The following is a 12,572-nucleotide window of genomic DNA, read 5'->3' on the forward strand; positions in this document are numbered from 1 at the left end:
GTATAAAGGGGTGTTGTAGACGACGACGTTGATAGGCGGCAGGTGGAGGTGGTGAGAGCCATAAAGCCGAGCCGTACTAATGGCCCCGGAAGCGTGTTTATAATTTGCTTTGCATAAGTAGTACATATAGTTAAAAACATCAAAGTCTCTCTCTGTAGGAAAAAAGACAACAAGACATTGACTGTTTACAGTCGGAAGAGTCAATTAGGTTGGTGTAGTTTAGGCGGGTGTTCACCTCTACCATTTCGAACAGAGCCGTTAAGCCCCGTACTGCCGATGGTACTGCTGTCACAAGCGGGAGAGTAGGAAGATGCCACCTATTGAAACAGCGAAAGCCTGTCCATCCGGACAGGCTTTTTGCGTTTAACAAGATTGATAATCTAGGGCCAAAATGTAAAAATAGATAAGCTGGCTATGTAACTTCCTGGGTTCCATTTGACCGCATAAGGAGAAGTTGGCGTAATTTCACGCTCTAATTCTTGACTTTCATGAAGCGCAGCTCTTTAGCTTATTCTCTAATGCGTACTTCCCGTCTTACGCTGATTTATTTAGTGTGGGCTACGATAAACTCGTTGGCCCAATCTACAGAACCCAATACAAACCTTGTTGACTTAATTAACCCGCTAATGGGGACGGCGTCAAAGCCAAGTCTATCAACCGGTAATACATATCCGTCCATTTCATTGCCCTGGGGCATGAACTGCTGGATGCCCCAGACTGGAAAAATGGGCGATGGATGGGCATATACATATGACGCGGATAAACTTCGTGGCTTTAAGCAAACTCATCAACCCAGCCCCTGGATTAATGATTACGGACAGTTTGCTATTATGCCCATCACTGGTAAAATCCGGTTTAATGAGGATGAGCGGGCTAGCTGGTTTTCGCATAAGTCCGAAATAGCCAAACCCTATTACTACAAGGTTTACCTGGCAGACCATGATGTAATAACGGAAATTAGCCCAACCGAACGGGCCGCAGCTTTACGTTTCACCTTTCCCGAAACGGAAGAGGCTCACGTTGTTATTGATGCATTAGATAAAGGCTCTTCTATAAAAATTATTCCTGGCGAGAATAAAATCATTGGCTACACAACAAAGAACAGCGGTGGTGTACCCGCCAACTTCAAAAACTACTTTATTATTAAGTTCAATAAACCGTTTGCCAACACAGCCACCTGGCATGGAAAAGAATTGGCATTGAAAGATTTCGAACAAACAGCTGACCACGTAGGTGCTGTAATCAGCTTTAAGACAAAAAAAGGTGAGCAGGTTTACGCTCAGGTTGCCTCCTCTTTTATTAGCCCTGAACAGGCAGAGCGTAATTTGGCGGAAATTGGGAATGATTCATTTGATGTAGTCAAGGATAAAGCGAAAGCAATCTGGAATAAAGAGTTAAGTCGTGTAAGTGCAGAAGGTGGTACAGATGATCAACTTCGGACTTTTTATTCATGTCTTTATCGGACAATGTTGTTCCCTCGAAAATTTTATGAGTTAGATGCCAACAAGAAAGTGGTGCATTACAGCCCTTATAACGGTGAGGTTCTACCGGGCTATATGTTTACCGACAATGGGTTCTGGGATACGTTTCGGGCAGCATTCCCACTTTTGAACTTGCTTCAGCCAACAATGAATGCTCATATAATGGAAGGGTTGGCAAATGCTTATAAGGAAAGCGGCTTCCTGCCCGAATGGGCCAGCCCAGGTCACAGAGACTGTATGGTAGGCTCTAATTCAGCATCAATTATAGCCGATGCGTATTTGAAAGGTATCAGAACGGGCTACGATATAAATACGCTCTATGATGCTATTTTAAAGAATACACAGACAGAAGGGCCGTTGAGTTCGGTGGGTCGGAAAGGGGCGTCTTATTACAACCGGCTGGGTTATGTTCCGTATGACGTCAAGATCAACGAAAATGCGGCCCGAACGCTGGAATATGCCTATGATGACTTCACGATCTACCAACTGGCTAAAGAATTGAAGCGCCCTCAGTCTGAAATTGATTTGTTTGCCAAACGCTCGCAAAACTACCGCAACCTCTTCGATCCTGGTACGAAACTAATGCGGGGTAAAAACGAAAATGGCACATTTCAGGCTCTTTTCAATCCGTTTAAGTGGGGCGATGCGTTTACGGAAGGAAACAGCTGGCATTATACCTGGTCGGTGTTTCACGATGTACAGGGACTGGTCGACCTAATGGGTGGCCGTAAGGAGTTTACTAAAATGCTCGACTCTGTATTTGTCGTACCACCAGTTTTCGACGATTCGTATTATGGGTTTGTGATTCATGAAATTCGCGAGATGCAGATTATGAATATGGGCAATTATGCCCACGGTAACCAACCGATTCAGCATATGATCTATCTCTACAACTACGCGGGGCAGCCATGGAAATCGCAGTACTGGCTTCGGGAGGTGATGAATCGTATGTATCAACCAACGCCCGATGGCTATTGCGGGGATGAAGATAACGGACAAACGTCGGCCTGGTACGTATTCTCTGCTATGGGCTTTTACCCCGTTTGTCCGGGTACTGATCAATATGTGCTGGGTGCGCCCTTGTTTAAAAAAGTTGCGTTGAAGCTGGAGAATGGCAAGACCGTAGCGATTAATGCGCCAGGCAACAACGCCCAAAATCGGTATGTAAAAACATTAACGGTTAATGGAAAACCCTATAGCCCAAATTGGCTAAGTCACAAAGGGTTGATGCAGGGCGCAACTCTTGATTTCCAGATGACGAACAACCCTGATACGCAACGGGGAACGAAGGTAAGCGACTTCCCTTACTCTTTATCATCGGCGAAACCATAAATACCCGCGAGTTCTGGAATACTAAATGGTATCCCAGAACTCGCTTATCATCTGTAGTACCTCATCAACTGTATCGGCAACGAGCAGTATAGACCGGTTTTCTGCTTTAAGGAATCCATCGGCAACCATCCGGTCGAGTTGTTTCAGCATGAGATCGTAAAAGCCATTGGTATTGACGATGGCGACAGGTCCGTCGTATAGTTTGAGTTGCCGCCAAGCCAGGATCTCAAACAGTTCATCCATTGTGCCATAACCACCCGGCAGTGCAATTACGCCTTTAGATAACTGTACCATTTTGAACTTACGCTCATGCATGGTTTCAACGAAATGTAGTTCCGTTAATGTTTGGTGAGCCACTTCGAGGTCGGCGAGAAAATTGGGAATTACGCCTGTTACTTCGCCCCCATTTTGTAATACAGCGTTGGCCACATTGCCCATCAGGCCAAAGCCACCTCCACCATAAATAAGGCGGACGTTATTAGCCGCCATTTTTTCGCCGAGTTCAACAGCTACTTCATTATAAATTGGATTGACGCCGAGACTCGACGCACAGTAAACGACAATACTTTGCATATAAAAACAAACGTCCGTTTGTTGTAAGGTTTAGAAAATGGTTGTCCAACCCGTTTACAAAAGGGTATCAGCTAAGGTGTCCATCGCTAATCCGCCAAACTGACCGGAACTCATCAGGAGAAAAACTGTAGCTGCTTCCTGCTGATCAACCAAAAAGCGTTGCAATTCTTCGGGTTTGCTAAATACAACTAAGCCGACTTTATTAAAAGCCTTAAGTACATCATTTGTCGATATGGCCTCTGAATTACTATCTGACGCGTTTTCATCGACGTAGACAACAGCAAGGTCAGCTGTGTCCAATGTGCCGTTATACTGATCAAGAAACGCTTTATTTAAACTGCTGAAGGTAGATAATTCAACAACAGCCACAAGTTTTCTACTGGGGTACTGATGCTTTACCGCTTCGGTAGTTGCTTCTACCTTTGCCGGTGAGTGAGCAAAATCACGATACAGAATTCGTCCACCCTTTTCCCCAACTTTTTCCAGCCGCATAGCTACCGGCTTGAACGTTGGAATGGCTTCGTAGAATTGCTCTTCAGTGATTCCTATTCGGTCGCAGACAGTCATGGCACCGGCAATATTTTTCAAGTTGTGTTCGCCAAATACCTGTACCGGAATTCTGGCCCCTTTTTTCGTTACCAAAATAGCTTTTCCTTCAACCGTTGTAGCTTGGTGTGGCAGGTAAGGAATCTTGGTAATATCGGCACGCTCTTTCTGCCCGATTACATCAAGCATATCATCCGATTCATCAAAAATTAAAATTCCAGCTTTCGGCATGGCTTCAGCCAATGCTTCGAATGCATCTACGTACGCATCCCAGGTTGGATAAATATTGACATGGTCCCAGGCAATGCCGCTGATCAACGCGATATGTGGCTGATAGTGAAGAAACTTTGGTCGGGCGTCAATCGGTGACGACGGGTACTCATCGCCTTCAAGAATAATAACCGGTGCATCGGGCGTTAGTTGCGCCATCGTTTCGAAACCGTCAATCTGTTCCCCTACCAGGTAGTCAAATTTTCGGTTGTGAAACTTAAGCACATGCAGGATCATAGCGGTTACGGTCGTTTTGCCATGGCTTCCGGCAATAACGACCCGCTGTTTTTCCTGGCTTTGCTGATACATAAACTCAGGATATGAGTAAATAGGCAAGCCTAGTTCCAGCGCTTTAACAAGCTCGGGATTATCCTTGTGAGCATGCATACCAACAATAACAGCGCTTAGACCTGGATGGATTTTTTCCGAAAACCACCCCATTTCAACGGGCAATAAACCATGTTGCTGCAAGCGGGTGCGTGACGGGTCGTAGATTTCGTCGTCGGAGCCCGATATAGTATAGCCTTGTTGTTGAAGCGTCAGGGCAAGATTATGCATGGCACTGCCGCCAATTGAAATAAAATGAATAACCTGAGACATTCGGTGAAATCAATCTGTGTCGAGTGACAAAAGTAGACGTTCTTTTTGGTTTCAGGAAAGAAGATAATGATCTGGGCCCAAAAGCTGATTCCAGTACTATTAATTTTATGTTATTTACGAATCAAACCCCCTTCTTTTTCGTTGACTAACGTACGAATAAACTTTACTTGGAAAGCCGGAATGCCGGACCACCATTTTTCCGGGTCAAATTCGCGCCTGTTTTTTTGAACACAAACCCCGTTTTATGCGTCAAACGTAAGAATGAAGACATACTATGACCTGATTGACCAGACGTTCGAGTTCCCAACGCGGGAGTTCAATGTCGAGAACAATGAACTGATGTTCAACAATGTTCCTTTGATGGACATTGTCAAGCAGTACGGTACCCCGTTGAAGCTGACGTATCTGCCGAAAATTACGGAGCATATTGAGCACGCCAAGCTGCTGTTCAAGAATGCCATGAAGCGGTACAACTACAAAGGCAACTACACGTATTGCTATTGTACGAAGTCGTCTCACTTTCGGTTTGTACTCGATGAAGTTCTCAAGAACAACGTACATCTCGAAACGTCGTCAGCTTACGATATTCAGATTATAAGGGAGTTATACAAAGCGGACAAGGTCAGTAAGGGCACTTATATCATCTGTAATGGGTATAAACGGCCGCTCTACACGCAATATATAAGCGAACTACTCAACGAAGGTTTTACGAACTGTATACCCGTTCTCGATAACCTGAAGGAGATCGAAGCTTACGAAAATTCCGTAACGGCGGATACTGTTAATTTTGGCATTCGCATCGCTACGGATGAAGAACCTAACTTTGCGTTCTATACTTCCCGTTTAGGGATTCGGTACAGTGATGTCAATGAGTTATACCGCAGCAAAATTCAGCCGAACGAAAAGTTCAAGCTGAAAATGCTACACTTCTTCATTAACACAGGTATCAAAGACAGTGCTTATTACTGGAGTGAACTAAGCCGGTTCATGTACAAATACTGCGAACTGCGGAAGATGTGCCCGGACCTCGATTCTATTGATATCGGTGGCGGTATGCCAATTCAAACGTCGTTCCAGTTTACCTATGATTACCAGGCCATGATCGACCAGATCGTGGAAAGTATTCAGTGGATTTGTAATAAGAACAACGTGCCCGTACCGCATATTTTCACAGAGTTCGGTTCGTATACGGTGGGCGAAAGCGGAGCTGTTATTTATAAAGTAATTGACCAGAAGCTTCAGAACGATAAAGAGTTGTGGTACATGATCGATGGATCGTTCATTACTCAACTACCGGATTCATGGGGACTGGGACAGAAGTACATTATGCTCTCTGTCAATAACTGGGAGAATCCGTATCAGAAGGTGAACCTCGGCGGACTGACCTGCGATTCGCACGATTTCTACAATACCGAAGCCCATAGCGCCGATTTATACCTGCCTATTTTTGATCAGGATACGGAAGACCAGTACATCGGGCTTTTCCACACGGGTGCCTATCAGGAATCGTTGGGTGGTTATGGAGGAATTCAGCACTGTCTGATTCCGGCTCCACAGCACGTTATTGTGGATAAAGATGATGAAGGTAACCTCCGCACCCGTTTGTTCGCTCCTGAGCAAAACAGCGAGGTAATGCTTAAGATTCTGGGCTATGGTGGCGCTGAACCGGGCATGACAGAACTCGAAGCAACCGAAGCCGCTGAAGAGCGGGAAGAAGAGGCTGAATTAATAAAGGAAGAAAATTAACTTTTGTCAGGCTGGCGTGCCAGCCTGACAAAAAACTAACGAATCGTACTGTTTTTGGCACTATATTCGTTTATAAATCTGAAGGTTAAATCAAAAGCAGAGGGTATCGATTCATGAAAAAACTACTGGTTTTTGGTGCCGTACTGGCAACATTGTCGCTTGGAGCATGCTCGCGTAAAGCAAATTGCCCGGCTTACGGAAACGTACAAAAGCCGGCCTCTGGACAGGTTCGGGCTTAACGAAAAATTTACGTCCTAAAAAAAGCCTCCAATTCTGCATGAGTTGGAGGCTTTTTTTAGGACGTCTTGCTTAAGCGTATTCCAGCACAAACCGCGACGCTTCCAGTAAGTTAGGTGCGCACCCATCGCATTCGGGGGTAAGCTCGGGTTCATGAGCGATTCGAACCGTGCGAACGCCAACGCGCTTACCGGCCTGCATATCGCGAAGTGCGTCGCCAATCATCCAGGAAGCATCTGGTAGGATGTCGTATTTCGCCATTGCTTTCTCAAGCATGAGCGATCCGGGTTTCCGGGTGAGTGACTCGGTATCGTATTTCGGGTGATGCGGGCAGTAATAAATATCGTCAATGAGTTGGCCGCACTGTTCCTGTAAATAGTTATAGCAGGCCATTACGTCCTCGCGCGTGTAAAGCCCACGAGCAATTCCCGCCTGATTGGTAATGACAATGAGCAAGTATCCTGCATCTTTCAGTAGACGGAGCGCTTCGGGCACACCGTTGGGAATTATAAAATCCTCGATTCGATACACGTAGTCCGTCCGGTCTTCATTCAAAACACCATCCCGGTCTAGAAAGATACACTTGTTCATTGACGATATAAGCTATATAGAAAGCAATAATGCAATTATTTAACCAAATAATTGCATTATTGCTTTAAGATTGCCGTAAAAATTTATAAACTGGTCATCAACTCCTTTAGTATCAAGTGTTAAGTATAACAAAAGCGGATAGATCGCTAAACGCCTAAATCTTTCAACCGTTGCTCCAGTGCCAGTATTTTCGCATCAGCATCAGCGAGTTTCTGGCTCTCACGGTCAACCAGTTCGGGTTTGGCATTGGCAACAAATTTTTCGTTCGACAACTTTTTGAGCGTTGAGTCCCGAAAACCGATGTTGTATTCCAACTCCTTGCGCGAACTGGCAATTTCCTGTTCAACGTCAATCTCACCGGCTATATTAACAAAGTACTCATCGCCCTTGATCAGGAACGAAAGTGCCAGTCCTGAAGCAGCTTCACTAGCCCCTTGCTCATTTACATAGCTGATCGCTGAAACGTTGGCCATTTTCTGCACCAGTGCTTCGAGTTTACCAAACCGCTCGGGTGTAGATGTTTTGATGGCCAGCGGAAGTTCAGTTTTAGGGGAAATCTGTTTGGCGTTCCTTATGTTTCGAATATTCGAGATTATTTCGAATAAAGTCTCGAAGTCGGTTAAAACCTGACTATCGACGGCACCCGCTTTAGGGAAAGACGAGATGCAAATGCTTTCGCCCGGTTTCCGTTCGCGAATGTCCTGCCAAATCTCTTCCGTAATGAACGGCATAAATGGATGGGCAAGACCCATCAGCCGCTCGAAGAAATTGATGGTAGCCTCGTACGTTGCTTTATCAATTGGTTGGGCGGTGCCCGCTTCAACATCGAATGGTGGTTTGATGAGTTCGAGATATTGCGAACAGAAATCATCCCAAATGAGCTTGTAAACGGCCTGCAACGCATCTGAAATCCGGAATTTGCTGAAATCGTCCTCAATCTGAATTAGCGTTGCGTTCAGTTTTGATTCAAACCATTGAATGGGTTGATTTGGTTGGTTATCGCCGTTTCCATCCGCCACCGTCCATCCTTTCACCAACCGGAAGGCGTTCCAGACTTTGTTGCTGAAATTACGCCCCTGTTCAACCAGCTTCTCGTCGAACATCAGGTCATTGCCGGCGGCCGAACTAAACAGCATACCCGTACGAACGCCATCGGCACCGTACTGGTCGATGAGGTCGAGGGGATCGGGTGAGTTACCCAATGATTTCGACATCTTGCGGCCCAGCTTATCGCGGACAATACCGGTCAGGTACACGTTTTTGAACGGTGCTTCGCCCCGGTACTCATACCCGGCAATAATCATCCGGGCCACCCAGAAAAACAGAATTTCAGGGGCCGTAACGAGGTCGTTGGTCGGGTAGTAATAGTTGATATCGGCATTGTTTGGCTCTTTCAAGCCATCGAATACCGACATTGGCCAGAGCCAGGATGAAAACCAGGTGTCGAGTACGTCTTCGTCCTGCGTTAAATCGGCTTCGGTCATGGCGAACAGCAGTTTTTCATGCTGCACTTTCTCCAAGGCTTCGTGCTTGTTTCTGGCGACAATGATGGTGCCATCCTGCATGTAAAAGGCCGGGATGCGCTGCCCCCACCACAACTGTCGGCTGATGCACCAGTCGTGGACGTTCTCCATCCAGGAACGATACATATTCTTGAACTTGGGCGGCACCAACTGAATGGTATCGTCCATCACGTTCTTGAGCGCGGGCTTCGACAGCTCGTCCATTTTCAGGAACCACTGCAACGACAACTTTGGCTCAATAACGGCCCCAGTCCGTTCCGACGTACCAACATTCGATTTGTACTCTTCGGTTTTTTCCAGATTGCCCGATTCTTCCAGGAGTTTGATGATGGCTTTCCGAGCCGCAAAGCGGTCCATCCCGACCAGAATCTGTGCCTTCTCATTCAACGTACCATCGTCGTTCAGAATATCGAGTACCGGCAGGTTGTGGGTTATGCCCAGCGCATAATCGTTCGGATCGTGAGCGGGCGTAACTTTCAGACCACCCGTTCCGAAATCCATTGTTACATACTCATCCGTAATGATGGGGATTTCGCGGTTGATCAGCGGGATAAGGGCTTTCCGACCATGCAGGTGCTTGTACCGCTCGTCGTTGGGGTTAACGGCAATGGCGGCATCGGCCATGATCGTCTCCGGCCGAACCGTAGCGATGGTGATGGCGTCCTGCCCGTTACTACCGGCTATCTCATACCGGATGTATACCAGCTTCTGTTGAATTTCTTTCGTTATAACTTCTTCGTCCGACACGGCCGTCTTACCCTGCGGGTCCCAGTTCACCATCCGAACGCCCCGATAGATCTGGCCTTTTTCGTAGAGGTCAACAAACACGTCGATAACCGAGTCGTGCAACGCCGGTTCCATTGTGAAGCGGGTACGGTCCCAGTCGCAGGAAGCACCAAGTTTGCGCAATTGCGACAGGATGATGCCGCCATATTTATGGGTCCATTCCCAGGCATACTCCAGAAATTCCTCACGAGTCAAATCTTTCTTGCTGATGCCCCGTTCTTTGAGCATGGCTACCACTTTGGCTTCGGTCGCGATACTGGCGTGGTCGGTGCCGGGTACCCAGCAGGCGTTTTTGCCTTCCATACGCGCCTTCCGAACCAGCACATCCTGAATCGTATTGTTCAGCATATGGCCCATGTGCAACACGCCCGTTACGTTAGGTGGTGGGATGACAATGGTATAAGGCTCACGCTCATCTGGCGTAGATTTAAAAAATTGATTGTCAAGCCAGTATTGGTACCACTTGGCTTCAATCTCCTGAGGGGCGTATGTCTTTGAAATCATAAATCAGTTGAAATACTGTTCCGTACAATCCTGCAACGTGGTGTTATCTTAAAAACCGATTGTGAGGGATACGGATAAAAGGCAAAATTAACTAAATTGGGTAGGGCGAAAAAACGAAAGCTTGTCTTTGGTAGTTTTATAACTACACTTCATGATCAGGCACACATGGAATTTGGAAAAGTACATACTCTCAACAACGTAAATTTCAACTTACCACCCGGTGCTGCCTTCAATGGCCGAATTTGGGCGGCCGTTGAGCAAATACAGCATAGCGGTCGATGTCAGCCATCGGTCTCTATCGGCGGCCCTGTATGGGCTAACAAAGATTATGTCGGAAAAGTGTATCCGTCTACAGCAAAGGAAAAGGAGTTTCTGCACCACTACACCCGCCAGTTCAATACTATTGAGTTGAATCTAACCCACTACCAGATTCCAACCCTGGGCATGATTGATAAGTGGAAGATGGAAGCAACGGATGGATTTACGTATTGCCCAAAGTTTCCGCAGACGATCAGTCACGAGCGTCAACTGGTCGCCACCGAGGGACTCACCGAAGAGTTTGTAAATGCCGTTTTGAGTCTGGAAGAATACCTGGGTATGACGTTTCTGCAATTACCGCCCAACTTCAGTCCCGATAAATGGCCCGTTCTGGAAGCGTATCTAAAAAGTCTGCCCGACGAACTGGATGTAGCTGTCGAGTTTCGTCACCCCGATTGGTTCAGCAAATCGGCTGTTTGGCAACAAACCCTCGAACGTCTTTACAACCTCCACCGGCATGTGGTCATTACCGATGTTGCCGGTCGGCGGGATGTGCTGCACATGGGCCTGAGCAGCCCGGTCCTGACGCTTCGCTTCATTGCCAACGAAGGCCACTCCACCGATTATACCCGGACGGATGCCTGGGTGCAACGCCTGAAAACCTGGTTTGAAAAGGGTCTTCAACGAGCTTATCTGTTTGTTCACGGCGGTGGCGACAACGACACCGCTCCCGAGTTGATCGCCTATTGGATTCGTGAGTTGAACAAGCACTGCGGCCTGAATCTGCGCCAGCCCGTCCTCCAGCCTAAAGTCGTGCAGGGAAGTTTGTTTTGATTTATATTGCTTTCTCTAATCCACCGCAACAGATGAGAAAAGCATTTTTAACCGTAGTAATTTTAGTTAGTTGGCAATTAAGTCAAGCTCAACCTAAGTTGGATACTAAAGACACAGTAGGATTTCGGAACAAGGATGGGATTGAAGAGGTGTTACCGAGCTACACAGGAGGGAGACAAAAGTTTTTTATAACACTGGGTAAAACGTTGAAATACCCTGACATTCCTGTAAAATTCGCACCGTCAGGTCAGGTAATAGTTAGTTTCTTTATAGAAACGGATGGCTCAATGAGCGTGGCTGATACGGATCTAACGCCATTGAGTTTTAAACGTAAGGTTCCTCAGGAAATACAAGAGCAGTTTAGAAGGGACATCGTAAAGGAGATACATAGAACATTCGCGGCTATGCCTCCCTGGACTCCGGCGACGTATGGTGGCAAGCCAGTTCGGGTAAAAATGAAGATGCCTCTAAATATGCTATTAGAGTAGTGGATAAATGAGTTTTGACTTACCTTTGTTTCATGATTCTACAAGCAACAACTCATCGGCATCACCATTCTGAGCGGTAACGCAGCAGAACGAGATGCTCGTGTTTGTGAATTCGGAAAGATATTCCTGATTACCACAATATACAAAGCCCGGTTCTGCCAAGGAACCGGGCTTTTTTCTTATGAAAACTGTCATTATTAAATACAATGCGGGGAACGTTCAGTCGGTGATGTACGCGCTGGATCGTTTGGGAGCTAGTTATCTGCTTACCGATGATGAAGCCGAAATCCGCTCGGCCGATAAGGTTATCTTTCCCGGCGTGGGTGAGGCCAGTACGGCTATGGCTTATCTGCGGGAGCGGGGACTGGATAAACTGATCCCGTCGCTGAAACAGCCGGTGCTGGGTACCTGCGTAGGTATGCAACTCATGTGCCGTTATTCAGAAGAGAACGACACAACCTGCATGGGTATCTTCGACATCGACGTCCGGCGATTTCCGAACGATGCTGGGTTGAAAGTGCCGCATACGGGCTGGAACAATATTCACACCCTTAGCGGCCCGTTGACAGCGGGCTTACCGGACAACGCTTATGTTTATTTCGTCCACAGCTATGCTGCCGATGTTTGCCCTGAAACGACCGCTGTTTGTGATTACGTCCGGCCGTTCAGTGCCATGTTGCAACGGGATAATTTCTACGCAGCGCAGTTCCATGCCGAAATTAGCGGGAATGTGGGACAGCGGATTTTAGAAAACTTTTTAACGTTGTAGTGCCGGGCGTTCCGCCCGGTAAAGAATCTAAACG

At 46.8% G+C, this 12,572-nt stretch carries 9 protein-coding genes and 2 rRNA genes; 7 read left to right on the top strand and 4 right to left on the bottom strand.

Annotated features, from left to right (window positions below; genetic code table 11):
* From CRO74_RS23075 to CRO74_RS23080, 3 genes are all read left to right on the top strand, one after another.
* Window positions 1-101, top strand: a 23S ribosomal RNA gene (locus CRO74_RS23075); the annotation flags it as partial.
* Between the two features lie 107 nt (window positions 102-208).
* Window positions 209-319, top strand: a 5S ribosomal RNA gene (gene rrf / locus CRO74_RS32475).
* Between the two features lie 199 nt (window positions 320-518).
* Window positions 519-2,813, top strand: coding sequence for a GH92 family glycosyl hydrolase (locus tag CRO74_RS23080; RefSeq protein ID WP_245877962.1), 2,295 nt, complete (start codon window positions 519-521; stop codon window positions 2,811-2,813).
* Window positions 2,814-2,834: 21 nt separating this feature from the next.
* Here CRO74_RS23080 and CRO74_RS23085 read toward each other — a convergent pair whose 3' ends face one another.
* Both CRO74_RS23085 and CRO74_RS23090 read right to left on the bottom strand, forming a co-directional pair.
* Window positions 2,835-3,386 carry an LOG family protein gene (locus CRO74_RS23085; RefSeq protein WP_097129364.1) on the bottom strand — a complete coding sequence of 184 codons (552 nt, stop codon included), beginning with the start codon at window positions 3,384-3,386 and terminating at the stop codon, window positions 2,835-2,837.
* A 54-nt stretch (window positions 3,387-3,440) separates the two neighbouring features.
* The gene (locus tag CRO74_RS23090; protein WP_097129366.1) at window positions 3,441-4,802 is read right to left on the bottom strand and encodes a UDP-N-acetylmuramate--L-alanine ligase; all 1,362 of its coding nucleotides are present in this window, start codon (window positions 4,800-4,802) and stop codon (window positions 3,441-3,443) included.
* 261 nt (window positions 4,803-5,063) lie between these two features.
* Between CRO74_RS23090 and CRO74_RS23095 the strand changes: the two genes are divergently transcribed.
* Window positions 5,064-6,548: a type III PLP-dependent enzyme domain-containing protein gene (locus tag CRO74_RS23095; protein ID WP_097129367.1), complete on the top strand. Its 1,485-nt coding sequence runs from the start codon at window positions 5,064-5,066 to the stop codon at window positions 6,546-6,548.
* Window positions 6,549-6,857: 309 nt separating this feature from the next.
* Here CRO74_RS23095 and CRO74_RS23100 read toward each other — a convergent pair whose 3' ends face one another.
* Together CRO74_RS23100 and CRO74_RS23105 are read right to left on the bottom strand one after the other, a co-directional pair.
* The gene (locus CRO74_RS23100) at window positions 6,858-7,376 is read right to left on the bottom strand and encodes a D-glycero-alpha-D-manno-heptose-1,7-bisphosphate 7-phosphatase (protein ID WP_097129369.1); all 519 of its coding nucleotides are present in this window, start codon (window positions 7,374-7,376) and stop codon (window positions 6,858-6,860) included.
* 146 nt (window positions 7,377-7,522) lie between these two features.
* The gene (locus CRO74_RS23105; protein ID WP_097129371.1) at window positions 7,523-10,189 is read right to left on the bottom strand and encodes a valine--tRNA ligase; all 2,667 of its coding nucleotides are present in this window, start codon (window positions 10,187-10,189) and stop codon (window positions 7,523-7,525) included.
* A 165-nt stretch (window positions 10,190-10,354) separates the two neighbouring features.
* Here CRO74_RS23105 and CRO74_RS23110 point away from each other — a divergent pair, with 165 nt between their 5' ends.
* From CRO74_RS23110 to hisH, 3 genes are all read left to right on the top strand, one after another.
* On the top strand, window positions 10,355-11,281 hold the full coding sequence (locus CRO74_RS23110; protein ID WP_097129373.1) for a DUF72 domain-containing protein: 927 nt from the start codon (window positions 10,355-10,357) through the stop codon (window positions 11,279-11,281).
* Between the two features lie 32 nt (window positions 11,282-11,313).
* Window positions 11,314-11,769, top strand: a complete 456-nt coding sequence (locus CRO74_RS23115; RefSeq protein ID WP_097129375.1) for a hypothetical protein — start codon at window positions 11,314-11,316, stop codon at window positions 11,767-11,769.
* Window positions 11,770-11,950: 181 nt separating this feature from the next.
* Window positions 11,951-12,538, top strand: coding sequence for an imidazole glycerol phosphate synthase subunit HisH (gene hisH, locus CRO74_RS23120; RefSeq protein ID WP_097129376.1), 588 nt, complete (start codon window positions 11,951-11,953; stop codon window positions 12,536-12,538).
* Window positions 12,539-12,572 lie beyond the last annotated feature (34 nt).

The organism is Spirosoma fluviale (genome assembly GCF_900230225.1).
Classification (GTDB): domain Bacteria; phylum Bacteroidota; class Bacteroidia; order Cytophagales; family Spirosomataceae; genus Spirosoma; species Spirosoma fluviale.

Coding starts and splice junctions, on each gene's coding strand:
- CRO74_RS23080 (WP_245877962.1), top strand. CDS start 519: ATGCGTACTTCCCGTCTTACGCTGATTTATTTAGTGTGGGCTACGATA.
- CRO74_RS23115 (WP_097129375.1), top strand. CDS start 11,314: ATGAGAAAAGCATTTTTAACCGTAGTAATTTTAGTTAGTTGGCAATTA.
- CRO74_RS23085 (WP_097129364.1), bottom strand. CDS start 3,386: ATGCAAAGTATTGTCGTTTACTGTGCGTCGAGTCTCGGCGTCAATCCA.
- CRO74_RS23090 (WP_097129366.1), bottom strand. CDS start 4,802: ATGTCTCAGGTTATTCATTTTATTTCAATTGGCGGCAGTGCCATGCAT.
- CRO74_RS23105 (WP_097129371.1), bottom strand. CDS start 10,189: ATGATTTCAAAGACATACGCCCCTCAGGAGATTGAAGCCAAGTGGTAC.
- CRO74_RS23100 (WP_097129369.1), bottom strand. CDS start 7,376: ATGAACAAGTGTATCTTTCTAGACCGGGATGGTGTTTTGAATGAAGAC.
- CRO74_RS23095 (WP_097129367.1), top strand. CDS start 5,064: ATGAAGACATACTATGACCTGATTGACCAGACGTTCGAGTTCCCAACG.
- hisH (WP_097129376.1), top strand. CDS start 11,951: ATGAAAACTGTCATTATTAAATACAATGCGGGGAACGTTCAGTCGGTG.
- CRO74_RS23110 (WP_097129373.1), top strand. CDS start 10,355: ATGGAATTTGGAAAAGTACATACTCTCAACAACGTAAATTTCAACTTA.